Origin of the sequence: Sphingomonas sp. (assembly GCF_035944535.1) — a bacterium.
GTDB lineage: Bacteria > Pseudomonadota > Alphaproteobacteria > Sphingomonadales > Sphingomonadaceae > Sphingomonas_B.
The window spans coordinates 80,823-104,225 of the sequence record NZ_DASZBC010000014.1 but is presented as its reverse complement, the minus strand read 5'-3'; the positions used below and the strand labels follow the sequence as shown (position 1 = coordinate 104,225).

Below are 23,403 nucleotides of genomic sequence, written 5' to 3'. Positions count from 1 at the left end.
CGTTGGCGCATCGACACGATGCAAAGCTGCGATTGGAGAAGCTTCAGTCTGCCCGACTAGGTGAGGACCGTCATTTTCTACCCAGACGGAGACGCAATCATGTTGACCCCCATTGTTCGCCGCACGATCGGCGCCACGCTTGCCGCCGCCGCATTTGCCGGTGCCTCGCCGGCGATAGCCGGCCAGTGCACCGCGGAAGGCGCCAACGCGCTTGCGGGTGCTCCCACTGCACCCAAGGGCGTTACCGACGACGTGCTCGGCTCCATTGATCTCGGCCCAGAGATCGAGGTTGCGGACCGCCAGCTCCGCATGCGCAAGCTGGTTGTCCAGCCGGGCGGAGTGGTGCCGCTCCACAGCCATAAGGACCGTCCCGCATTGATTCTGACGGTGTCGGGCACGATCAAGGAATATCGCAGCACATGCGCCCAGCCGATCGTCCACAAGGCGGGCGACCTGACACGCGAAGCGGAAGGCATCAGCCACTATTGGGTGAACGAGGGCAAGGTGCCGGCGGTTCTCTACTCGGCCGACGTCCATCACGGCATGTAATCTGTCCCCGCCGCCGGCAGCCCCTGAGCCGGCGGCCCGCGGCGCCCGGCCCTGCCCCCCAGCCGGGCGCCGCCCCATATTCTTCGAGGCATCTCCAAGATGGCGACCGCAGCCCTGACGCCGCCTGGCGCCCGCCTGCTCAGCCCGGCGGTGGTCGGGCTGATCGGCTTCCTCACTCTTGTCGACCTCTTCGCGACCCAGGCAATCCTGCCGAGCCTCGCAACGCTCTATGGCGTGCCCTCCGCATCGATCGGCTTGGCTGCGAATGCCAGCACGCTCGGCATGGCAATAGCCGGCCTGCTGGCGGGCGTGCTCGGACGGCATGTGGATCGACGTCGCGGCATCGGGTTCAGCCTGGCCTTGCTGGCCGTGCCGACCACACTGCTTGCGGCGGCGCCGGACCTGACCGTCTTTGCCCTGTTGCGGCTCGCGCAAGGGCTGTGCATGGCGACGGCCTTCACCCTGACCCTAACCTATCTGTCCGAACGGTGCAGCCAGACCGGCGCCACCACCGCGCTTGCGGCCTATGTGACCGGCGGCGTCGCCAGCAATCTGGTCGGCCGCCTTGCCGCCGCGATGCTTGCCGGCGTGCTGGGGCCGCGCGCCAGCTTTCTCGTCTTCGCGGTCCTCAATCTTGCCGGCGCCCTGCTGGTGGCGCGCGCTCTCTCTCGCGGAGCGCCGATCCGGGGGGACGGCACGGCGCAGCCCTTCTGGGCCGGCTGGGCTTTCCATCTCGCCGATCCACGCCAGCTGCGTCTCTACCTGATCGGCTTCCTGATCCTGTTCGGCTTTATCGGCACCTTTTCCTATGTCGGCTTCGTGCTGGCCCGCCCTCCGGTCGCGCTCTCGATGGCCGCGCTGGGCCTCGTTTTCCTCGTCTTTGCCCCGTCGAGGTTGACCACGCCACTCGCCGGCGCTGCCGCCAACCGGATCGGCCCCGCGCCCGCGCTCGCCGGCTCACTGCTGCTCGCGATCGCAGGCCTGCCGCTTCTCCTTGCCACGGCTCTGCCGCTGCTCCTCCTCGGCCTTGCGCTTGTGGGCGTCGGCACCTTTTTCGCGCAGGCCGTGGCGACAGGCCAGGTCGGACGGGCCGCGACCAGCGACCGCGCCGCCGCCAGCGGCCTTTATCTCAGCTTTTATTATTGCGGCGGCCTGGCCGGCGCGGCCGTGATCGGTCAGCTTTTCGATCGGCTCGGCTGGCCGGTCGCGGTCGGCGGCGTCGGCCTGGCGCTCGCCCTCGCCGTGCTGCTCGGTCTGGGAGTGCGGCGATGAACGAGCGCTATCTGCGCGGCGTCGAGATCCTGCAGCGGCTGCACGGCAATCCGCTCGAGAAGGTCACCAACGCCGTCGCCGAAATCGCTCCGGACTTCGCGCGAATGACGATCGAGTTCCCCTTCGGCGACCTCTACGCCCGCGGCGGTGCCGACCTGCGCACGCGCGAGATCGCCGCTGTATCGGCCCTCGCCGCGATCGGCGCCCAGCCGCAGCTGCGCGTCCACATCAAAGCAGCGCTGCGTACCGGCTGCAGCCGGGAGGAGCTGATCGAGATCCTGATGCAGGTGAGCATCTATGCCGGGTTTCCGGCTGCGCTGAACGCGCTGGCGGGCTGTCACGACCTGCTGGCTATGCCGCCTCGGGCGAAGGCTGCGGAATAGGCTCGACGCCGCGTGTCGCCGGCCATTGGTGACGCCGCGCCTCGCGGACGAAGGCGCCGACCGCCGGCGAATGGGGCCGCCCCCGCACGGTGGCCAGGTAGACAGTGCGCATATAGGCCGGCTCCACCAGCGGGCGCACGATCAGTTCGGGATCGGTGACGCAGCTTTCCGGGAAGAAGCCGAAGCCCAGCCCGGCCTTGATCATCGACTGCACCCAGTCGTCGCGGGTCGAGCTGAACACCTTGCGTGGGAACACGCCGCGCGCGGCTAGGTCCTTGCGCACATAGTCGAACACCTCGCAGTTGGAGCGGCTGACATAGGGCTGTTCGTGCAGGTCCGCCGCGCGCACGGTCTCGCTGGCGACCAAGCGATGATTGTGTGGCAGGACAGCGACGAAGCATTCCTCGAAAATCGGCACACAATGGAAGCTCTCCGGCATTTCCTCCGGCACGCCGATCACGCCGATCTCCAGCTCGCCCTTTTCAAGCGCCTCGATCATCTGCGGTGCGCCCCCGTCATGGATGCGCACTTCGACCTCCGGATGCTGGGCTGTGAAGCGAGCGATCAGATCTGCGATCAGTCCGGCAGACACGGTGCACATCACGCCAATCGTCAGCGTCGCGTGGTCGAGCTTAGAAAGCGCCTTGGCGCTCTCCTTCGCGGCACGCGTTTGCGCCATCACCTGCTCAAGATAGGGCCGCATCATCCGCCCCAGTTCGGAAAGATGCGTATTGCCCCGCTCACGGTGAAAGAGTGGGCCGCCCAGTTCCGCCTCCAGCTGCTGGATGGCGCGGGTTAGGGCGGGCTGGCTGACATTGCACTGTTCGGCCGCGCGCGTGAAATTGAGCGTGTTCGCAAGGGCCACGAAATAGCGGACCTGTTGCATTTCCATGGGCGGTCTCCCGCCACATCATTACACCTGCGCAAGGGTCTCCGCCAGCCGCTTCCCGTGCAGCTTTTGCATGGAACCGATGCGGCAAGAGTAGCGGACGCGCGGCGCCGCCCGGCCGACAATGCGGCCCGTCCCGACCCATCGGGGCCTCGATTCAGGAGACCAGACATGAAGACTGTGACCATCGCGTCCGCCGCGGCGGTGCTGTCGGCGCTAACCGCCGGCGCTGCGCTCGCCGCCCCCGTCAAGCCGCAGCCGACCAAGGAAAAATGCTACGGCATTTCGCTCGCGCACAAGAATGACTGCGCCGCGGGTCCCGGCACCAGCTGCGCCGGCACCAGCCGCGCCGACTATCAGGGCAATGCCTGGAAATATGTCGCCAAGGGCACCTGCACGGCGATCAAGACGCCCAAGGGTAATGGCTCGCTGACGCCGAAAAAGGCCTGATCGCATGTCCCCGACCGCCGGCCTGGGCCTCAAGCCCCAGCATTTCGCCGAGGCGATCGCCTGTCCGGCGGCGGGGCTGTGGTTCGAGATCCACGCAGAGAATTATATGGTCGATGGCGGCCCCCGACTCGCCATGCTCGACGCCCTTAGGGGCGAGCGGCCGCTTTCGGTGCATGGTGTCGGCCTATCGATCGCCTCCGCCGAGGCACCCGATCCCATCCATTTGAACAAGCTGACTCGGCTGGTCGAGCGCTGCGAGCCCTTCCTCGTGTCGGAGCATCTGGCCTGGTGCAGCTTGGGCGAGCGCTGCTTCCCTGATCTGCTGCCTTTTCCGCGCAGCAGCGACGCGCTGCGGCTGATCGTGCGCAATATCGACATTGTCCAGACTGCGCTGCGTCGGCCGATCCTGATCGAGAACCCAACCGTCTATATGGAGCTAGACGGGCATGACTGGAGCGAGACCGCGTTCCTAAGCGAACTCGTGGCGCGAACCGGCTGCGGGCTGCTCGTCGACCTGAACAACATCGTCGTCAGCGGCCACAATCTTGGCTTCGATCCGACTGAATATCTCTGCGAACTGCCGGGGCATGCGATCGGCGAATATCATCTCGCCGGCCACAGCCGCGACTCTGCCGCGGACCTGCTAATCGACAGCCACGACGCGCCCGTTGCCGACACGGTCTGGGCGCTGTTCGACGAGGCCGTGCGCCGGTTCGGCTGTCGCCCCACCTGATCGAACGCGACGGCAACCTCCCGCCCTTTGACCAGTTGCTCGCCGAGCGCGAGCGGGCGCTGGAGGCAATCCATGCCTGAGCTCGCATCCTTCCAGGCGCAGTTCGCCGCGCGTCTTTTGCAGCCCTGCGATGCGCGCGATGGACTGACGGTCCATCGCAACAACTGGGTGTTTGCAACCGCCGAGGCGCTCGGCGACCTCTACCCGACCGTCCGCCGGCTGATCGGCCCGAAGACATTTGAGGCCGCCGCGCTCGACTTCATCGCGCAGGAGCCGCCCGCTTCGCCGATCGTCAGCCGCTATGGCGCGAGTTTTCCCGATTTCCTCTGCGACCAGCCCTGGATCGCGGACCTGCCCTATCTGCCCGATGTGGCGGCGATCGACCGCCTCTATCTGGAAGCGCTGCTCGCCGCCGACGCCGAGCCGCTCGACCCGACCAGCCTCGCCGATCTGGCGCCGACCGGCTGGGCGACGCTTCGCCTCCTAATGCATCCGGCGACGCGTATCGCCTGGTTCACCACACCGGCCCCAACGATCTGGCTTGCTCATCGCGCCGACGAAGTCCCGGACGGGTTCGCCCCTGGATGGCGGCCGGAAGGAATATTGATCACTCGCCCAGAGCAGCGCGTCGAGGCGCGCGCCCTCGACCGTGCCGAGCACCGCCTGCTGTTTGGCATCCGGTCAGGCGAGACCGTCGGCGAAGCGGCGCTCGCTGCCGCCGGCCTCTCTTCTGAAGGCGATTTCGCGGCGCTGTTCGCCCGCACCCTTGAGAGCGGTGCCCTTGCTGCACTCCGTCCATAGGAAAGGATATCCGATGGCTTCGATTGCTCCGACCCGACCCGCCGCTTCCGAACCCTTGCTCGCCGCGCCGGCACGGCTGGCGGAACGGCTGCTGCCCCTGTCGCTGCTGCTGCTCGTGCAGCGGCTCGGAATAGCCGCGATTTTCTTCCTGTCCGGCCGGACCAAGGTCGAAGGCACGCTCACGCTCACCGACAGCACTTTCGAGCTGTTCCAGACAGAATATGCGTTGCCGCTGATCTCGCCGGTGACCGGCGCCTACCTCGCCGCCTATGCCGAACATATTTTCCCGATCCTGCTCGTGCTGGGGCTGTTTACCCGGGGCGCCGCCGTCGCTCTGCTCGGCATGACGATGGTCATCCAGATCTTCGTCTATCCCGACGCCTGGCCGACGCATCTGAGCTGGGCCGGCCTCCTTCTCCCCCTCATCGCCATGGGCGGCGGCCGCTTCGCGCTCGACCGCCTGTTCCGCATCGCCTGACAAGGAGCATCGATCATGACCTCTCTCCCCGCGTCCGCCCGCAGCCGCATGACGGTGGGCCTCGCCGCGCTCGCCGCGCTCGGCCTTGCCGCCGCTCAGCCCGTCCATGCCGCCACGCCGACACCTGCCGCTGCCGCCGAGGGGGTGCTCACCCAGAAGAGCGACTATGGCTTTGACGAGACGATCGCCCGGCTGAAGGCCGATATCGCCGCCAAGGGCATCCGCTTCTTCGATGCGATCGACCAGGCGGAGCTCGGTGCCGGCGCCAACCTATCGCTCCGCCGCTCGACTCTCCTCCTATTCGGAAATCCGCCGCTGGCGTGCAGTTCCTGCAGGCCAACCCGCTCGCCGGTCTCGATTGGCCGGTGCGCATGCTGGTGACCGAAGAGGCGGACAGCAGCGTGTCGATCGCCTGGACGGACTTCGCCTATGTGCAGCGCCGCTACCGCATCGCCGGCAAGGACGCGCAGCTGAACATGGCGAGCGAAGTCGCCGCCGCGATAGCGCACAGCACGTCCAAATAGGTGACCGCAATGATATTGCTTTGGCTCACTTCAGCGATGCTCGTGCCGCCTACGGAGGCCGAAGAGCCTCTCCACGAGGAGCCCGGCTATGGCCGGCAGATGACTGTCGCGGAAATCAAACGCGATTTCGTTGGAAACAGTCTCGTCTGGGGCGAACCCGGCGCCAGGCGCATCCGCCATATCGCGCCGGACGGGACTTTCGTGGGCGGCAGCCCAGGCCTTCGTTGGCACCTTCGCGATTATGACAATCTTTTTTGCGTCGAGTCGGGCGATCCTGCGACCAGCGGGTGTGTCCAGCTGCTCCGGTCAGCCAATCGCATCACTCTCCGCCGCAAGGACGGCCTCATCGAGCTGACGGCCGATCTCGAGGTCGGCAATGCCCTTCCTCGATAAACGCTCGTCGGGATGCACCTGACCGGCTCCTGCTTTCCGCTCTATGGACGATGGTCTTGGAGGTGCCCGAACCAAACGTTTGATCGAGTCTCAAGAGTCCGTCTTCCAAGAGCAAAACAAAGAACCCGCAGCACAGGAGAATATCGCGCGGGGAGCAGAGATCCGATATACTGGAGAGGTATCAGGAAATGGTGCCCAGGGACGGACAAGAGAAAACATTGTTTCTCAATGTTTTGGTAAAAGGTCGGGAAGTCGATTGTTCCCGTGTAGAACCGTGGAACCACAAAGCGAGTTCCCCACCATTGTTGAGTCGACACGCCGCCGCAACAGCGCGAGTAGGCGAAACTTGCGAAGCCAAAGGTGGTTGTGCCGAGCTAGACCTCACGCCCTCGGGAAATACCACGCATGTTATTCGACGTCCCGGCAGAAATCGACGAGATTGGTGGTGCCCAGGCCATCCCGGATCGCCCGCTGCAGTGGATCTCCGTCGCGCCAGGTGCTCCATACTTCGTAGAGGAGGATGGCGCGCCTTGGACACCAGTCGGTCAAGATGACGCGATCACCTGGCCCGAGCTCGCTGGCGTGTTCCGTCGCCGCGATTTGCCCGGCGTTGAGCGGCACCTGCGCTGGCTCAAGGCGCACGGTGTCACCTGCCTGCGTTTAATGATGGAATACGCGCAGGTGCGGCACCGTTACTTCGAGCGTCCCGCTGGTCACGTGGTGCCCGATATGGTGCGCGTGTGGGACGACCTTTTTGCCATGTGCGAGCGCGTGGGCTTGAGAATTCTGCTGACGCCAGTCGACACCTTTTGGACTTGGCTACACTGGCGCTGGCACCCCTGGAACGAAGCCAATGGCGGGCCGCTTGACCATCCCTCCCGGCTTCTGCTGTGCGGCCAGACCCGGGGTTTGATCAAGAAGCGGCTGTCCTTTGCGGTGCAGCGCTGGGGCGGGTCTGGAGCGCTCTTTGCGTGGGACTTGTGGAATGAGATCCACCCCGCTCAGGCCCAAGATAGTGCTGATTGCTTCGGTGAGTTCATCCACGACCTATCCTGTCATGTGCGAACGCTGGAGCTAACACTATACGGTCGCACTCATCCTCAGACAGTTTCGCTGTTCGGCCCCGAGCTGGTCCTTCAGCCGCACCTCGATATGCGAAGCCCGATATTCCGCCACCCGGACCTCGATTTCTGCAGCCTTCACATCTACGGCAAGGGTGCGATCGACAACCCCAAAGGACACCGTGACGCCGGCCGTATCGATGGCTCGGGAAGTGCGGATGTGCCTATCCGAAATCACGGACAGCCGCCCCTTCTTCGATAGCGAGCACGGGCCTATCCACGCCTTTAAAGATAAGAAGCGGACGCCTCCTGAAAACTTCGATGACGAATATTTCCGGCACATGAGCTGGGCGCACCTGACTTCGGGAGGGGTCGGCGGTGGAATGCGCTGGCCGAACCGGCGCCCGCATATTTTGACACCGGGCATGCGAAGGGCGCAGCTCGCGATGTCGAAGTTCCTGCCACTGATAAACTGGAACACCTTCAACCGACGTAATTTGAATCAAGAGGTGAAGACGACCGGCTTTCACGTTTCCGCATGTGGAGACGAGCACCAGGCTTTGCTTTGGCTCATTCGCCGCGGCAATCGCTGTGGACGTGGCATGGTGTTTGCGGGTTCTGCTCGAACGGCAAATGTCGAGCTGCCTAGTTCGCGCAACGGAACCTATGTTGTGACCGGCTGGGACACTTACGCGGGCAAGGTGACGGAAACGCATCAGACACAGGCGCAGAATGGGCTGCTTCGCTTCACCACAGCCCCGATCGAAGCAGACCGTGCCTTCGCTATTCGCCAAGCGGGTCAACGCTGACGCACTCGAGTCACTTCGGCCGCAAAGTATCCGAGCGTGAGGGCCAGAAAGTTGGTGCTGCGCGGTATTTCCCCGCATTGGCTGTGGGCTGAGGGGGAGCTATTGCTTACCGCGATGACGCTGCCTCACTGGTGGAGCCGTGCCCAACGGGTCGCTCGAACCTTTCAATCGTCCACGAAGGGCGAGCGGACCGCGCGCCACTCGGTTTACGTAATCCTCCTGCACGATCCCGCGCGGGAGGGGAGGTGGGGCCTTTACGTCGGTCAGACGGCGCGCGATCCGGACTGGCGCTTCGACCAGCACAAGGCAGGATATCGCTCGAGCGCCGCGGTGCGCCGCTTTGGCGTCCGGTTGGTCCCGGATCTGTTTCAGCACCTGAATCCGGTCAGCGAGTGGGAGTCGCGAGAGCTCGAGGAGGCTATGGCAGACGCGTTCCGGTCGATCGGGATTTGGGTCGAGGGAGGACACTAAGACCTTGGCGGCGCGCCTCAGCGCGCGCGGCAAAATCATAGAGTCGCAGCGCGCACAGGCGCAGAATGGAGTGCTTAGCTTCAGCACGGCCCGGATCGCGGACCGCGCCTCCGCAGTCCGCCGCACATTGATGGCGACGAGCTCACGAACACCCCGCGGCAAAATCTCAGCTTGCCGGCGGAGCGTGTCCAAACTGTCAATTCAGCCATCTTGGTTCCGCAAAAAAATCTTGCAATAACCGCAGCTTACCCGAAAGCGCAGGAGCCAAGCTAGTCGCGCTCCGAGTAGCGGAGTTGTTATGCTGAGGTGCTGCTGCCGCTACCGTTCAGAGCCTCATGGAGCGCCTCGGTGACGGCCGCTGCGGAATATGGCTTCTGGAGCAACGGAAAGCCGTGCTGCCCCTCCTCCACGAGGATATGGCTGTAGCCGCTGGTTAAGACGATCGGCAGCTGCGGGATGCGTTCTCTCACGATCTTAGCCAAATCGATGCCACCCATTCCGGGCATGACAACATCGCTAAACAGCACGTCGAAAACGGCGCCGCTTGAAAGAAGGTCCAGGGCGGCTTGGCCTGAGTCAGCCACCTGAGCCACAAAGCCGAGATCCTGGAGGAGATCGACCGCAAAGGCTCGCACGTCCGCGTTATCCTCGACAATCAAGACGCGGCTGCCGGCCCGGCGTTCACTCAACTGGAGTTTTTCCTCTAACTCTTTTGGTCGATCGTCCCGTGCAGGAAGAAGCAGGCGAAAAGTCGTCCCCTGGCCTAAGCTGCTCTCGACTCGGATCTCTCCATCAGACTGCTTCGTGAACCCATAGACCTGGCTCAAGCCGAGGCCAGTTCCCTTGCCAACCTCCTTGGTGGTGAAGAAGGGCTCGAAGACCCGGTCGAGCTTCTCGGGCTCGATACCGTGACCAGTGTCGGCAACCTCAACGCAGACGAACTCGCGTTCGTTTTCCGGGTCACGACGAATGGAAATCTTCAGTTCGCCCTCACCATCCATAGCGTCGCGAGCGTTCACGGCCATGTTCACAATTGCGGTTTCAAACTGGGCTGTATCCGCCTGGACGAAGCAGTCGGGACAGTCTGCGTCGATTGTCAGGCGTATACGTGACCCGAGCACGCTCCTGAGCATCTCGGCGATCGAGGTAATCCGAAGACCCGCATCGAACACCTCTGGACGAAGGGCCTGCCGTCTCGCGAAGGCCAACAGTTGCCCTGTCAAGCGAGCAGCTCGATCCGCTGTGTCTGCAATCGCGTCAACATAGCGCCGGCGCTTGTCATCAGTCAGATCGTCGCGCCTTAGAACGTCCGCCGATCCCCTGATCACGGTGAGAAGATTGTTGAAATCGTGAGCGATACCTCCGGTTAGCTGTCCGATCGCCTCCATCTTTTGACTCTGGCGAAGCGCGTCATTGGCGATTTCCAGCTCGCGCGTTCGCTCAGCAACCCTTTGCTCTAGGGTTTGCTTTGCCCGCTGCGCGGCCTCGAACAGCCGCGCATTGTCGATCGCCACCGCTGCCTGACCTGCAAGACCCAGAAGCAGGCGCTCAGATTCGTCGTTGAAAACTCCGGGCTCGGGATGCGCAAAGAACAGGCCGCCGATGACTTCACCAGACCGGGAGATTACCGGCACGGCGAGGTAGCTGCGCACCGGAAGGTGCCCGTTTGGCATGCCCTTATGTGGCGCGTTCTTGCCGTATCTCGGGTCAGCCAAGATGTCATCGGAGCGGACCACGCCTTCACCCTTGAAGGTGGGGGCGAACACTTCGGTTGCACGAGGATGGCCGAAGCTGTCGAAGTCCGCCCGCTCAGCACCCGATAGGCAATATAGCAGGAAGCTCTCGCCGACATCGTTGATCACGTTGTAGAAGAAGGCTCCAAACTTCGCCCCGCTCAGCTGGACTCCGGCATCTGTAACAATCTGGACGACACGCTCCAAATCGAGCTCCGCGGCCAGCGCCTGACCTGTTTGGTTCAGAACATCGAACTGCGCCTGCTTTGCCTTGTCCTGCTCTATGTTCCGAGCTTCAATGACAGTGCCGACGGCAGCGCCACTGCGGTCCCGAAGCGGGCTCGCGGTGAAGGCGACCGGGTAGAAGCTCCCGTCAGGAGCTACAAAAAGCTCTTCGCCTTGCATTTGCGCCCGCTCAGGGAACGCACGGTCAATCGGGCATTCGTTCGAGGGATATTGAGACCCGTCAGGCTTCTTGTGATGGATCACATCGTGGAGGGGGCGGCCTTGCATTTGCTCGAACGAGTAGCCGGTGAGCTTTTCGGCCGCGGCGTTTGCGTAGACGCACTGCTGGTTATGATCCTGAAGGAACACGGCCATTGTTGTGTTAGCGAGGATTGCGTCCAGACGCTGACTCGTTTCGCGCAGCTCTTCCTTGGCTGCCAACTCCTAGGTCACGTCTCTATAGAAAACAGCGACCCCAGCTTGAACAGGGACGATGCGTGACTCAAGCCAGGCGCTGTGCCCGCCAGGCCACCTTTGATGGTGAGTGTAGATCTGCGTGTGCCGGTTGAGCATCACGGACCTGAACCGCTCGCCAAGCTCCGAGTCCTCCAACCCGGGGGTGAGGTCCCACAGCGTCCGGCCAAGAAGCGTGTCCTTGGGTCGCCCATCGAGATCGATTGCGGCCCTGTTCACATCGAGGAGTCGGAACTCACGATCTAGGAGAAAGAACGCCTCGGACATGTTTTCCAACACGTCCCGCGCATAGGCACCCGGATCTGCATCAGGGTCGATCCCGGTATGAGTCAAAGCAACTCCAGCGTGTGAGCCAATCAACGGCCGCGGATCGCCTATCATCACACATGACCATGGCAAGGGCGATATCGGACAGCACGGTAACTAACGAACCCGATAGTTCCGCCGTTGCATCGTTCGGAACAACGTGAGCGCTTGACCGCCTTGCGGCCATGCTCAACAGCAGTGACCTTCGAACGCAAGCTTCACTCGCGCGCTGTTTGGCGCAACAGACCTACTCCGACGTCGACAGGCGGAGTTCATTTAGATCGCTGCCCAAAACCGCTGCAGCCGCTTTGTAGGCGCGGGCATTCACGTGGAGTCCCGCTTGCGAGCACAAGTGTAGTGCTCCTTAGCTAATCGCCGGCGAGCTCAGTCACGAGCTCCTCAGCGGACTGCGTGCGAATAACTTCGTCCTCGAAATCCCCGGTGAGCAGCCATCGGCCGTTCATCTCCACGAGCCGCTTGTTCTCACCGGGGGGCTTGGCGCCCGGCTGGAAACTGAGAGCGATAGCTGTAGGGCCCGCATTAACCCGCTGAACGTTCGCCGCCTTGGCCGCGATTTGCAGCCGAGCTCTAACGAACAAGCGCTGTGCCTCGGCTGGTGGCTCGCCAAAACGGTCGGCGAGTTCGTCCTCAAAGCTTTCCAGCTCCTGCTTATCACGAAGGCGCGCCAAGCGGCCGTAAAGGCCGATGCGGATGTCTTCGTCTGCGATCCAGCTTTCGGGGAAGCGGCCGCTGGCCCCGATGTTGATCTCGGCAGTCCAGTCGTCGACGCCTTCACCGCGAACGCTTCGCAGAGCTTGTTCGAGCAGGTGCTGGTAGAGGTCGACGCCGATCAGCTTCACATGGCCTGCCTGCTCCTCGCCAAGCAGGTCGCCGGCACCACGCATGTCGAGATCGCGGGCGCTGATTGCGAAGCCGGCACCGAGCCGATCGAAGGCCTGCAGCGTCTGCAGCCGAGACATCGTCCGGGGCGCGATTTCTCGGCCCGCTTCGGTCAGGAGGTAAATTTGACCCCGGCGAGCACCGCGACCGACTCTACCTCTGAGCTGGTGCAGCTGAGACAGGCCGAAAAGATCCGCCTTCCACACGATCATTGTGTTGGCCCGAGGCACGTCCAGACCCGCTTCGATGATATTGGTGGCAAGCAGGACATCTCCATCCCCGCCGGCGAATGCCACCATGGCCTCGTCGATCTCCGCTGCCGGCATCTTGCCATGCGCTTCGTGGATATTCAGCTCGGGCGCGAGCGTCCGCAGCTTCTCGGCCATGCCTGCCATGTCGTCGATGCGAGGAACGACGACAAAACTTTGCCCACGGCGGCTCCGCTCGCGAAGGAGCGCCGTGCGAACCAGTTGCTCATCGAATGACGTGACCGAGGTGCGGATGGGCTGGCGCCGCGCCGGGGGCGTCGCGATAATCGAAAGCTGCTGCAGCCCAACCAGCGCCTGCTGCAAGGTCCGCGGGATGGGCGTCGCGCTAAGCGTCAACACGTGCTTTGCACCCAAGCCGCGTAGCTTCGCCTTGTCGGCCGCGCCGAATCTCTGCTCCTCATCAACGATGACCAGGCCCAAATTCTGGTAAGCGACGCCCTTACCGGCGACGGCGCCAGTGCCGATCACAACCTGCACGGACCCGTCCTGCACGCCAGCGATAACCGCCTTCCGCTCGGCCGGCGTCGACAGGCGGGAGAGGCCTGCCACCACGATCCCCGCCTCTTCAAAACGAGACTTGAACGTCTCAAGATGCTGCCGGACGAGAACGGTAGTCGGCGCGGCGAGAACCACCTGCTTGCCGGCGAACGCTGCTACGGCCGCTGCGCGAAGCGCTACTTCGGTTTTTCCATAACCCACATCGCCGATGACGAGCCGATCCATGGGCTTGCCCGATGCAAGATCCGATCGGATCGCCTCAATCGCCCGGATCTGGTCCACAGTCTCGGTAAATGGAAACCCGGCCGCGAAACGTTCATATGCCGCCGACTCTGGTTCCAGCACGGGCGCGGTCTCTTTGAGCCGCTCTTGAGTGAGCGTGACGAGCGCCCGGGCACTTTCGGCAATGGTGCGATCGATTTCTTGGCGGCGCTTCTCCCAGGACGAGCCATCAAGCTTGTCCAGCGTGACCGCCCCTTCCTCCGCGCCATAGCGCCAGATACGGTGAGCTTCTGTTGCGGGCACTAGCCGGCGCGCTTCCGTTGCGAAGCGAAGAACGATCGCGTCTTCCCCCGTTGGCAAGGCTTCCAAGCCAGCAATAACTGCAAGTCCATGATCTTCGTGGACGATCACATCTCCGACCTTGATCTCACCGATGCGAAAATGATCGAAGTCGATCGTGCCGCTCTGCTCGTCCCCCCGCTGCGCGCGGCTCCCCAGAAGATCTCCCGCTGCGATGGCGACAATGTCTCGCCACCGGAAACCGCGCGTCAGTGGCAACTCCAAGGACAGAACGGATCCGGCATTCGCGCGCCTCACGTCCTGCCATGCGGCGACTGGCTCGGGTGCGACCTTGAGAAGCTTCTCGAACCGGCGCGCTACGAACCTTAGATCACGAGGGCTCCCGACCAGCACGAGTTTGTTACCCGCTTGCAGCTCTTTCCGGGCATAGCCCGCGAAAGCCCCCGACGGATTGCGATCTTCCACGAAACGCGGCGGCGGCTCGCCCACGTCTTCACCGATTTGAAGAACCTCATGCGCGATCATCGCCGCGCACCAGCGCTCGTCTGAGCAGATGTCGGGCAAGGCGCGCGCCGGCCTGCGGCGGCCAGCGTCTGCCGCCAGCCGCAGAAAGCGTTTTCGACGGTCATCAGCCCCTGGGTCGAACACAAGCGCCGCACCTGGCAGGTGCTCCAGCAGCGGCACACCTTCGCCAAGCTCAGGCTCCTGCGCCCGTCCGACTTCCAGCGAGCGGCACTCGCCCGTCGTCAGCTGCGTAACTGGGTCATAGGGGCGGATGGACGAGATCGCACAGTCCTGAACCTCGATGCGGAACGGCTCGCCGGCGTCGGCCGGAAAGGCGTCGATTACCTGCCCGCGTAGGGCGATCTCGCCCGGCTCGTCGACGCGATCGTCAGGAACGTAGCCGATTGCCTCGAGGGTGCTGGCGAGTTCGTCCAGATCACATGACTGGCCGAGGCAGAGGATCGGGGGAGCGATGTCGAAGGCGCTTGGAGCAGGATATAACCTTGCCGCTGCCTCCGCGGTCGTGATCAGGAGAATGGCTAGACGATCCGGCTTGCCTACGGCAGTCCGCACGCGGCGCAAGGCGGCGACCCTTTGGCCTGCAATCGCCGCGGACGGAGGGACATCTTCACCAGGCAGCGCATCGCTGCCGGGACAGCGAGCAACGGTCGTATCGGGCGCCATCGCTCTTAGCGCTTGTTCAATCGCCGATGCCCGGGTCTCGTCTCGCGCGATGTAGATGAGATCGTGTGCTTCACTGAGATCAGCGACTGCAACCGCGAGCTCGCCGAGTGCGTCTGATTGATGTGGGGGAGCTTCGATCACCGAGGCCATGTTGTTCATAGGGCAGCCGAACGGGCCACGCTTGGCAGCGTTCCGGTCCGAATTCCTCCGCGGCTAGATCCCTCTCAATAAGCATGGTGCGCCCTGCAACGACGGTGCATTGCCATAGATGCGGGGCATCGAAGCTCACAGGAAGTCGTTCGCACTTACAAGCCGGGCCTGCTCAAGCGCCGCTCGGCCCGGCGTCAATGCTGGAAGACGGGAACAACGATCGGATCGCACGTGTTTCGGACTAGTCTGGCCAGAGGGTCATGCCGGCCGTTCAACGCGTTGTGCTTACCGAGGTCGCTCTTGCTCATCCGGTCACTTCAATCCACACCCCTCCGGCAACCCTCAGCACCCGCCTCTGGCCGGAGGTGGAATTCTGCAGGGTTGGACAACGAATATGGTGTTCTGAAGGAGGTGCTGCTCGCGTCGCCGCAGCACCTGCGCATCGTGCCTTGCAATCGCGTCAGCGAGAACGCTCTTCGGTCCGGGCGCACGGCCTGCGGAGTGACCGCAAAGTCTCAACACCGTGCGCTGGCGAACAAGTTAGCTAGCCTCGGTGTGCGTGTGGTCTCCGTGCAGCCACTCTCGCACCTCCCCGATCTAGCTTTCACCAGGGACAGCAGTCTGATGACACCTTGGGGGCTGATCGGGCTGCGGCCTGGAGCCGAACACCGCAAGGGTGAGGTCGACGTTGTGCTGAGTGCGGCCAAAGCGGCTGGCGTGCCAAATCTGGGCAAGGTGGAAGTCGGCTGCGTAGAGGGTGGCGACGTCTCACTTATTCGCCCAGGGCATGTCGCTATCGGCGTCTCAGGCAACCGAACGACCACCCTCGGCGCTCAAGCGCTCGGCAGCTTCTTCGAACGGGAGGGCTGGTCTGTCATCTACACGCGGGTGGAGCCAGACCTACTCCATCTCGACACGCATTTCTGCATGCTGGATCGAGACCTCGCGCTGGGGTGCATAGAAAAACTTGATCCTACGTTCCTCGATCGACTGGACGAACTCGGCATCGACATCGTGCCAGTTCGGGCGGAGGAAATTTCCAGCCTTGGCTGCAACGTGCTTTCCCTCGGCCGCAGGCGGATCATCTCGACTGGGTCAGCGCCGCGAGTGGACCAAGCCTTGGCTGACCTTGGCTTCGAGGTGCACACCATCACACTGGACCAGTTCACGCAGTGCGGAGGTGGAGTTCACTGCCTGACCATGCCCCTGCGGCGGAGCGGATGCTGACCAGACCGGATGAGTAACGCAGCCCTCTGGAATTCGGTGATTTCTCACAAAAGAGTTGCCTAACCTGAGCCGCCAGTGCGCCGCGTAGGCGTGCGACACAAGAGCTTCTCAGCAGTCCGCCGTGCGAAGTTGGACGCGGCGTAGGTCAGCACGAGGGTCAGCAATGCCGACCTGCGGCAGGGAGCCGGTTGAGCCTGCCGACATCTCGTGCACGCGCCTGGCGAGGGCGGTGAAAGCATCCATGGGCGAAACGGACGTCAGGCCGAGTGTATGTTCCGGTGGTCCCGATGGAGCCCGCGGCGTTGATGCTGTTCTATGACCACGCACCAGATACTCGCATTCGCCATCGTCGGAGCCATGATGATCCTCTTTATCTGGGGAAAGTGGCGCTACGACGTAGTTGCCGGTCTTGCTCTGCTGGCATCGATCGCCGCCGGCACGGTGCCGCCAGACAAAGCTTTTAGGGGCTTCAGCGACGACATAGTCGTTATCGTGGGAAGCGCGCTCGTAATCAGCGCTATGTGACCGAGGCTAAAGTCCCAGCCAATGCCGAGATGCCGGTCACCGTGGCAGCTCTGCTTGAGGGTGCCGAGGACGATATCGAAGTGGTTCAGCTTCTGAGTGCGGGCGCTTCCGTCGCTGATCCTGCTGCGGACGCAGAGTTTAGGGCCGGTGATCGCCTCGTTCTGCGCGGAGACCCCGAGGCGCTGGAGCGTGCCATCGCCAAGGGCGGTCTCGAGCTCGTGGGGCAGGACCGCAACGCGGCTAAAAGCGAAGGCTCTTCCGATGTCGGCGTGATCGAAGCAGTGATCATGCGGGAGTCTGTGCTCGTGGGCCAGTCCGCCGGCCGTGTCCGGCTGCACGAGCGCTACGGGGTTAATCTTCTTGCAGTCTCGCGAGCAGGACAACGCCTTACTGACCGGCTCCGCGATCTGCATCTATGTCCCGGAGACGTGCTCGTGCTCCAGGGAGCACTGGAGTCACTGCCGGACCGGTTAACCGACCTTGGATGCCTGCCGCTGGCAGAGCGGGACGTGAAGCTAGGCGGCGATCGCAAGCGTTTTTTACCACTGCTCATACTTGGTGCAGCAATGGCGCTGACTGCCGCTGGAGCCGTGCCGGTTGCCGTCGCATTCTTCGCAGCCGCAGTGTTGGTGATAACCACAGGCGCGATCTCGCCCAGAGAAGCCTACCAGCACATCGCGTGGCCCATTCTGATCATGCTGGGCGCACTCATCCCGGTCAGCGAAGCCCTCCAGTCAACGGGTGGCACCGGCCTCATCGCGAACGCCCTTTCGGACGTCTGTCGAAGAATACCGACCTGGGCGGCACTGGGTGTGGTCATGATCGCTGCGATGGCAGTGACGCCGTTTCTCAACAACGCGGCGACTGTCCTCGTGATGGCGCCAATCGGAGTAGCGCTTGCTCAGGACCTGAACCTGAGACCCGAGGCATTCCTCATGGCCGTTGCGGTCGTTGCGGGTTGTGACTTCCTCACGCCTATTGGGCACCAATGCAATACGCTCGTCATGGGGCCAGGCGGCTATCTGTTCTCCGACTATGCCCGTCTCGGGGCGCCGCTCTCGATCTTGGTTGTGCTCACGGCTGTGCCGTCGATCCTTGCTGCGTGGCCGCTTCGATGACCGTTCCGCTCAGCGGGTAAGGACAGAGGCTCCATCCCGCTTGTCTTGGGAAAATGGCGTGGCTCCGATGCCTATTCGCTCTTTTTGCGGGAAACCAACGCCTTCCAAGTCGTTGCGGCATGATGGATCAGCTTCCGACCCCGCCTGGAGGGGCGCACCTCCGCACCATAGCGATGCCTCGCGATGCAAACCCAAGTGGGGACATCTTTGGCGGCTGGACCCTTTCGCAAATGGACCTGGCGGGCGCCACCTTTGCGGTTGAGCGAGCAGGCGGTCGCGTCGCGACGATTGCCATTGACGCTATGAAGTTTCTGCGGCCGATCGCGGTTGGAGACGAGGTCAGCTGCTTCTGCTCCTGGGAGGACGAAGGAGCGACCTCGATCAAAGTGAAGGTCGAGACCTGGACCCGTGTTCGCGGCGGCAAGGAAGCCGAAAAGGTGACCGAAGGCATCTTCACCTACGTGGCCATGACGGAGGAAGGCAAACCCCGGCGACTTGATGATGAGGCCTGAGGTGGAGCTCGCTGGCAAGGTGGCTCTGGTAACAGGCGCCGGCTCGGGGATCGGAAAGGCCGCCGCGCTTCGCTTTGCGGCCGAAGGTGCTGTAATTGGCGTGCTCAGCCAGATGGAAGACGAGGTTGAGCAAACCGCTTCCGAGATCGAGAGGAGCGGAGGCGTTGCGGTTCGGCTCGTCGCAGACGTGTCCAATGACAGAGCCCTCAAGGCGGCCGTCGAAATGCTGGTAAGCGCTCAGGGAGGGCTCGACATCGTCTTTGCCAACGCCGGCATCAACGGCGTGTGGGCACCGATCGACGAGATCCAGCCTGATGAGTGGGACAAGACCATCGCAGTAAACCTGCGAGGCACTTACCTTACCATCCACCACGCTGTCCCTCATCTAAAGCGCAGAGGGTCCGGAGCTATCCTGATCACGTCCTCCATCAACGGAACCCGCGTCTTCTCAAATGCAGGCGCGACTGCCTACTCCTCAACGAAGGCTGCCCAGCTCACCATGGGTCAGATGCTCGCGGTCGAGCTGGCCAAGCACCGTATCCGTGTAAACGTGATCTGCCCCGGCAAGATCGACACGGCCATCCAGGCCAAGACTGAGAAGCGGAACATCGAAGAAGCAGCAGAGGAGGTAGAATATCCTGATGGCAAGATACCGCTAACGGATGGAGAAGGTGGCGACGCTGCTGAGGTCGCCGAACTGGCACTCTTCCTCGTATCAGAGCGAGGCCGCTTTATTTCGGGAACGCCAATCTGGATCGATGGAGCACAGTCCACGCTCGTAGGATAGTTGTGGCGGGTAGTCGTCAGCGAGGAACCTCTGACGTTCCATAAGGTTAGTCGCTCGCCTGCAGGAGATTGGCGCGTGCTCGCAATGAACTACAGAGGACCCTACCGGGTTCGCGTCGAAGAAAAGCCGATGCCGAAGATCGAGCATCCTCGTGACGCGATTGTTCGCGTCACCCGCTCTTGCATCTGCGGATCAGACCTTCACCTCTACCATGGTATGGTGCCCGATACGCGGGTCGGAATGACCTTCGGCCATGAGTTTTGCGGCATAGTCGAGGAGCTCGGTTCCGAGGTCACCAACCTGAAGGTCGGTGATCATGTGCTCGTGCCCTTCAACATCGCCTGCGGCCAGTGCCACTTCTGCAAGCAGGGGCTCTATGGGAACTGCCACGAGTCCAACCCGATGGCGACCGCGGCGGCGGGCATCTACGGCTACTCCCATACAGCCGGAGGTTATGATGGTGGCCAAGCGCAATATGTCCGCGTCCCCTATGCCGATTTCGGACCTACAATCATCCCGGACTGGATGGATCCGGACGACGCCGTTCTTCTGACTGACGTGGTGCCGACGGGCTATCAGGCGGCTGAAATGGGCGGCATACAGAAGGGCGATACCGTGCTGGTGCTTGGCGCTGGCCCGGTGGGACTCCTAGCTGCGCGATCAGCGTGGCTCTTCGGCGCCGGTCGGGTGATTGTGCTCGACTATATCGACTATCGGCTGGAGTTCGCCCGCAGCTATTGCCCTGCCGAGGTCTACAACTTCCAGGAGCTCGACGACGTCGTCGTTTTCATGAAGAAAACCACCGATGGGCTAGGCGTCGACGTGGCGATTGATGCCGTGGGCGGCGATGCGAAGGGCAACTTCCTGCAGACAGTGTTCGGCACCAAGCTGAAATGGGAAGCAGGAAACGCAATCCCGGCGCACTGGGCTATCAACTCGGTCAAGAAGGGCGGCATCGTGTCGATCGTTGGCGTTTACGGACCAACCGGCAACATGGTCCCGCTCGGCAATATCGTGAACAAGGGCCTGACGATCCGTGCCAATCAGGCGGCAGTGAAGCGGCATGTGCCCAAGCTGATCGAGCATGTGAAGGAAGGTCGGATCAACCCGAAGGGCATCATAACTCATAGGGTGCCGCTCGAGGATATCTCCGACGCCTACCACATCTTCTCCGGTAAGCTCGACAACTGCATCAAGCCCGTGCTGCTGCCCAACGGTTGAGGAACAGACCATGCTCGACGAACGCACTCGCATCGCCGCGTCTGGTGCGCCCATTGATCCAGCGGGCGTGGTCGGTTGGGGCGTTGATGCCGACGCCGAGAACGATCCGACCTATCCGTTTCGCGACCGCTCGCAAGACCAGGGTCTCACCAAGGACTGGGAGCGTCCGCCGCAACAGCAGAGCGACGTCGAGATTCTTCAGTCGATAGAGCATATCCGCACGCCTGCAGTGTTCGGGACTTCGACCCCACCGCACGCTGTAAGCGGCGTCATCCGCCGCGCTGCTTTTCGGTGGAGCGAGTCCAACTGGTTGCATTGGCTGCTGCTGATGGGCGCCGATCGGATCAACGTGGTCGAAGGTGTCGTTGAGGATCTCGGCCGCGGCAAGATCCCGAATGTTCCAGCCGAGATGGGCGCCCGTGCGGAGTGGAGACACAACAAGCGTGGGTTCTTCATCAAGTCGGCGGTTGTAATCGGAGCTGCAGTCGGCGCGGCGGCGCTGATCCGTTCTCGGAGGGATGACCACCATAAACAGCAGCCTGATCATCTGTTGTTGCAGGGGTTGGAGCGGAGCTCGGCCGATAGCTGAAACGAAGGTTCAAAGCTCCCTCCGACGGCGCATTTCTCACGAGCCCGGAATGTTAGCTTCCCAGAGACGCAGCCTCGCACAGAAGGATATGGCGGGCGGCTGCACCGATCTGGTATACTGCAGGTGCAGTCGAGGATGGTGCCCAGGGACGGGATCGAACCGCCGACACTGCGATTTTCAGTCGCATGCTCTACCAACTGAGCTACCTGGGCATGCCGCTTGGACAAGCGAAGGCGCGGCCTATAGCTGCGGCTAAAGCTCGCTGTCCAGTGGCTTGTCTTCCGCTGGCGGGCCGGGCACGCGGTAGGCGTCGCCCAGCCAGTTCAGCAAGTCGCGGTCCTTGCACCCGCGGCTGCAAAAGGGCTGGTGCTCCGCCGCGGAGGGCTTGGCGCAAAGAGGGCAGATGGTTGATGCCATGCCTCGGAGATGGGCGTCGTGAAAGCGTGGCGCAACTCCCCCGTCATTGCGAGCGGAGCGAAGCAATCCAGCGAAGCGCTCAGCCTTCTTGGATTGCTTCGTCGCTGCGCTCCTCGCAATGACGGTGCTAAGTGGGCCTACAGGAGAGAATCGATGGCCAGCCAGACCGACAATCCCGGCACGCACCTGCCCACGCTCGACGAGATGCAGCGCTGGACATGGGTGATCGGCCGCGCCCAGCAGCTGATGATGGAGCATGGCGTCGAGATGGCGATGAAGGCGACCGAGTCGCCGCCGCCCAGCGCCTTCCCGAACTTCGCCGAGGCGACAAGTCTCACCAAGGCAACAACGGACTTCTGGTCGGACGGACTGAAGCTGTGGCAGCGCTTTCTCACGCCAGGCACCGACACGGCGCCCGTCGAGAAGCCGAAGGACAAGCGCTTCGCCGCGCCCGAATGGCAGCAGCACCCGATGTTCGACATGATCCGGCAAAGCTATCAGCTGGTGGCCGAGCATCTGATGCGGTCTGTCGACCTGGTCGAGGGCGTGGATGAAGTGCAGCGCGAGAAGATGCGCTTTGCCGCCCGCGCCGTGGCCGATGCGATGAGCCCGTCCAACTTCGTCTTCACGAATCCCGAAGTGATGAAGAAGACGCTGGAAACCGGCGGCGAGAATCTGCTGCGCGGCCTTGAGCATATGCTGCGCGACATGCGCCAGGGCCAGCTCACCCATGTGAAGGAAGGCGCGTTCGAGCTTGGCAAGAATTTGGCCACCACGCCCGGCAAGGTCGTCAAGCGCACGCCGCTCTACGAACTGATCCAGTATAGCCCGGCCACGGACGAGGTATTCGAAACGCCGATCGTCATCTTCCCGCCTTGGATCAACCGCTTCTACATCCTTGATCTGACGCCGGAGAAAAGCTTCATCCGCTGGGCGGTGGAGCAAGGCCTGACCGTGTTCATGGTCAGCTGGAAGTCGGCGGACGCGAGCATGAAGGACGTGATCTGGGACGATTATGTCGCGGCCCAGATCGACGCGATCGAGACGATCCGGGACCTGCTCGGCGTACCCGCGGTTCACACGATCGGCTATTGCGTCGCCGGCACCACGCTCGCCGCGACGCTGGCGGTGCTCGCTGGGCGCGGCGAAAGCGAGAAGGTCGCGTCCGCCACTTTCTTCACCGCCCAGGTCGATTTCGCCCGCGCCGGCGACCTCAAGAACTTCGTCGACGACGAGCAGCTGAAGATGCTCGAGGGAATGGCTCCTGACGGTTATTTCGATGGCCGCTACATGGCCGCGACCTTCAACCTGCTGCGCGGCCGCGACCTGATCTGGAATTATGTCGTCAACAACTACCTGCTCGGCAACGACTATCCGCAATTCGACCTGCTGCACTGGAATGGCGACACGACCAACCTGCCGGCCAAATGGCACCGCGCCTATCTGACCGATCTGTATCGCGACAATAAGCTGGTCGTGCCCAAGGCGATCACCGTGCTGGGCCAGCCGCTCGACCTGCGCGAAGTGAAGACGCCCACTTACGTGCAGGCCGGCCGCGAGGATCATATCGCGCCCGCCGAGAGCGTCTGGAAGATCACCGACCATTTCACCGGCCCGGTGCGTTTCGTCCTCGCCGGCTCCGGCCATATCGCGGGCGTGGTCAACCCGCCTTCCGCCGGCAAATACCAATATTGGACCAACGACTCCGGCGCGAAGAGCCTGGAGGAATTCGTCGCCGGCGCGACTGAGACCAAGGGCAGCTGGTGGCCGGACTGGATCCGCTGGATCGCCGAGCGCGCACCCGCCAAGGTCAAGGCCGAGGGCGCACGCGTGCCGGGCGCGGGCAGCCTGCCGGCACTCGAGGACGCGCCGGGGAGCTATGTCCGCGCCCGGTAGCTTGCTGCGCACCTGCATATCGGTGGCAAAGCG

General features: G+C 62.9%; 26 protein-coding genes and 1 tRNA gene. 21 read left to right on the top strand and 6 right to left on the bottom strand.

From position 1 onward, the window contains the following. Positions 1–99: 99 nt before the first annotated feature. From VGT77_RS13450 to VGT77_RS13440, 3 genes are all read left to right on the top strand, one after another. Positions 100–549 carry a cupin domain-containing protein gene (locus tag VGT77_RS13450; protein ID WP_327463411.1) on the top strand — a complete coding sequence of 150 codons (450 nt, stop codon included), beginning with the start codon at positions 100–102 and terminating at the stop codon, positions 547–549. Positions 550–648: 99 nt separating this feature from the next. Beyond that, positions 649–1,821 carry an MFS transporter gene (locus VGT77_RS13445; RefSeq protein ID WP_327463407.1) on the top strand — a complete coding sequence of 391 codons (1,173 nt, stop codon included), beginning with the start codon at positions 649–651 and terminating at the stop codon, positions 1,819–1,821. Further along, on the top strand, positions 1,818–2,204 hold the full coding sequence (locus tag VGT77_RS13440; protein ID WP_327463405.1) for a carboxymuconolactone decarboxylase family protein: 387 nt from the start codon (positions 1,818–1,820) through the stop codon (positions 2,202–2,204). Before VGT77_RS13445 ends, VGT77_RS13440 begins: the two co-directional genes overlap by 4 nt. Here VGT77_RS13440 and VGT77_RS13435 read toward each other — a convergent pair. After that, positions 2,173–3,096, bottom strand: coding sequence for a LysR family transcriptional regulator (locus VGT77_RS13435; RefSeq protein ID WP_327463403.1), 924 nt, complete (start codon positions 3,094–3,096; stop codon positions 2,173–2,175). The two genes, VGT77_RS13440 and VGT77_RS13435, sit on opposite strands and share 32 nt — an antisense overlap. 168 nt (positions 3,097–3,264) lie before the next feature. Between VGT77_RS13435 and VGT77_RS13430 the strand changes: the two genes are divergently transcribed. The 10 genes from VGT77_RS13430 to VGT77_RS13385 all read left to right on the top strand — a co-directional run bounded on the left by VGT77_RS13430 (position 3,265) and on the right by VGT77_RS13385 (position 8,813). Next, positions 3,265–3,543 (top strand): DUF2282 domain-containing protein, encoded by a 279-nt coding sequence (locus VGT77_RS13430; protein WP_327463401.1) that lies wholly within the window; start codon positions 3,265–3,267, stop codon positions 3,541–3,543. A 4-nt stretch (positions 3,544–3,547) separates the two neighbouring features. Next, positions 3,548–4,276, top strand: a complete 729-nt coding sequence (locus VGT77_RS13425; RefSeq protein ID WP_327463399.1) for a DUF692 domain-containing protein — start codon at positions 3,548–3,550, stop codon at positions 4,274–4,276. A gap of 72 nt (positions 4,277–4,348) precedes the next feature. After that, complete coding sequence (locus VGT77_RS13420; RefSeq protein WP_327463397.1) at positions 4,349–5,077, top strand: DNA-binding domain-containing protein; 729 nt, start codon at positions 4,349–4,351, stop codon at positions 5,075–5,077. Between the two features lie 13 nt (positions 5,078–5,090). Continuing rightward, positions 5,091–5,555: a DoxX family protein gene (locus tag VGT77_RS13415; protein ID WP_327463395.1), complete on the top strand. Its 465-nt coding sequence runs from the start codon at positions 5,091–5,093 to the stop codon at positions 5,553–5,555. Between the two features lie 15 nt (positions 5,556–5,570). After that, positions 5,571–5,936 (top strand): hypothetical protein, encoded by a 366-nt coding sequence (locus tag VGT77_RS13410; protein WP_327463393.1) that lies wholly within the window; start codon positions 5,571–5,573, stop codon positions 5,934–5,936. After that, the gene (locus VGT77_RS13405; RefSeq protein ID WP_414713406.1) at positions 5,876–6,079 is read left to right on the top strand and encodes a DUF302 domain-containing protein; all 204 of its coding nucleotides are present in this window, start codon (positions 5,876–5,878) and stop codon (positions 6,077–6,079) included. Before VGT77_RS13410 ends, VGT77_RS13405 begins: the two co-directional genes overlap by 61 nt. 9 nt (positions 6,080–6,088) lie before the next feature. Then, positions 6,089–6,472, top strand: coding sequence for a hypothetical protein (locus VGT77_RS13400; RefSeq protein ID WP_327463389.1), 384 nt, complete (start codon positions 6,089–6,091; stop codon positions 6,470–6,472). Between the two features lie 405 nt (positions 6,473–6,877). Then, positions 6,878–7,795, top strand: a complete 918-nt coding sequence (locus VGT77_RS13395) for a hypothetical protein (protein WP_327463388.1) — start codon at positions 6,878–6,880, stop codon at positions 7,793–7,795. After that, positions 7,752–8,342 (top strand): hypothetical protein, encoded by a 591-nt coding sequence (locus VGT77_RS13390; protein ID WP_327463386.1) that lies wholly within the window; start codon positions 7,752–7,754, stop codon positions 8,340–8,342. Before VGT77_RS13395 ends, VGT77_RS13390 begins: the two co-directional genes overlap by 44 nt. Before the next feature lie 114 nt (positions 8,343–8,456). Continuing rightward, positions 8,457–8,813, top strand: a complete 357-nt coding sequence (locus tag VGT77_RS13385; RefSeq protein ID WP_327463384.1) for a hypothetical protein — start codon at positions 8,457–8,459, stop codon at positions 8,811–8,813. 296 nt (positions 8,814–9,109) lie between these two features. Here the strand turns inward: VGT77_RS13385 and VGT77_RS13380 are convergent, their stop codons facing one another. The 3 genes from VGT77_RS13380 to VGT77_RS13370 form a co-directional block, all read right to left on the bottom strand. Next, positions 9,110–11,212 carry an ATP-binding protein gene (locus tag VGT77_RS13380; protein ID WP_327463382.1) on the bottom strand — a complete coding sequence of 701 codons (2,103 nt, stop codon included), beginning with the start codon at positions 11,210–11,212 and terminating at the stop codon, positions 9,110–9,112. A 3-nt stretch (positions 11,213–11,215) separates the two neighbouring features. Beyond that, complete coding sequence (locus VGT77_RS13375) at positions 11,216–11,626, bottom strand: PAS domain-containing protein (protein ID WP_327463380.1); 411 nt, start codon at positions 11,624–11,626, stop codon at positions 11,216–11,218. 293 nt (positions 11,627–11,919) lie between these two features. Beyond that, positions 11,920–14,817: a helicase-related protein gene (locus tag VGT77_RS13370; protein ID WP_327463378.1), complete on the bottom strand. Its 2,898-nt coding sequence runs from the start codon at positions 14,815–14,817 to the stop codon at positions 11,920–11,922. A 642-nt stretch (positions 14,818–15,459) separates the two neighbouring features. Here VGT77_RS13370 and VGT77_RS13365 point away from each other — a divergent pair. The 7 genes from VGT77_RS13365 to VGT77_RS13335 all read left to right on the top strand — a co-directional run bounded on the left by VGT77_RS13365 (position 15,460) and on the right by VGT77_RS13335 (position 21,057). Further along, the gene (locus VGT77_RS13365) at positions 15,460–16,305 is read left to right on the top strand and encodes a dimethylarginine dimethylaminohydrolase family protein (protein WP_327463376.1); all 846 of its coding nucleotides are present in this window, start codon (positions 15,460–15,462) and stop codon (positions 16,303–16,305) included. Positions 16,306–16,620: 315 nt separating this feature from the next. Next, the gene (locus VGT77_RS13360) at positions 16,621–16,830 is read left to right on the top strand and encodes a hypothetical protein (RefSeq protein ID WP_327463374.1); all 210 of its coding nucleotides are present in this window, start codon (positions 16,621–16,623) and stop codon (positions 16,828–16,830) included. After that, positions 16,827–17,948 carry an SLC13 family permease gene (locus VGT77_RS13355; RefSeq protein WP_327463372.1) on the top strand — a complete coding sequence of 374 codons (1,122 nt, stop codon included), beginning with the start codon at positions 16,827–16,829 and terminating at the stop codon, positions 17,946–17,948. The genes VGT77_RS13360 and VGT77_RS13355 overlap by 4 nt, the downstream gene beginning before the upstream one ends. 119 nt (positions 17,949–18,067) lie before the next feature. Then, entirely contained in the window at positions 18,068–18,460 is a 393-nt protein-coding gene (locus tag VGT77_RS13350) for an acyl-CoA thioesterase (RefSeq protein WP_327463370.1), read from the top strand. Beyond that, positions 18,447–19,247, top strand: a complete 801-nt coding sequence (locus tag VGT77_RS13345; protein WP_327463368.1) for an SDR family NAD(P)-dependent oxidoreductase — start codon at positions 18,447–18,449, stop codon at positions 19,245–19,247. The genes VGT77_RS13350 and VGT77_RS13345 overlap by 14 nt, the downstream gene beginning before the upstream one ends. A gap of 84 nt (positions 19,248–19,331) precedes the next feature. Then, positions 19,332–20,468, top strand: coding sequence for a zinc-dependent alcohol dehydrogenase (locus tag VGT77_RS13340; RefSeq protein ID WP_327463995.1), 1,137 nt, complete (start codon positions 19,332–19,334; stop codon positions 20,466–20,468). Between the two features lie 10 nt (positions 20,469–20,478). Next, a complete protein-coding gene (locus tag VGT77_RS13335) occupies positions 20,479–21,057 on the top strand; it encodes a hypothetical protein (RefSeq protein WP_327463366.1) in 579 nt (192 codons plus the stop codon). A gap of 136 nt (positions 21,058–21,193) precedes the next feature. Here VGT77_RS13335 and VGT77_RS13330 read toward each other — a convergent pair. Both VGT77_RS13330 and VGT77_RS13325 read right to left on the bottom strand, forming a co-directional pair. After that, a tRNA-Phe gene (locus VGT77_RS13330) sits at positions 21,194–21,269 on the bottom strand. Between the two features lie 40 nt (positions 21,270–21,309). Next, positions 21,310–21,474, bottom strand: a complete 165-nt coding sequence (locus tag VGT77_RS13325) for a DNA gyrase inhibitor YacG (RefSeq protein WP_327463364.1) — start codon at positions 21,472–21,474, stop codon at positions 21,310–21,312. 153 nt (positions 21,475–21,627) lie between these two features. On the opposite strand from VGT77_RS13325, the gene VGT77_RS13320 reads away from it, so the two are divergent. After that, a complete protein-coding gene (locus VGT77_RS13320; RefSeq protein ID WP_327463362.1) occupies positions 21,628–23,370 on the top strand; it encodes a class I poly(R)-hydroxyalkanoic acid synthase in 1,743 nt (580 codons plus the stop codon). Positions 23,371–23,403: the final 33 nt, after the last annotated feature.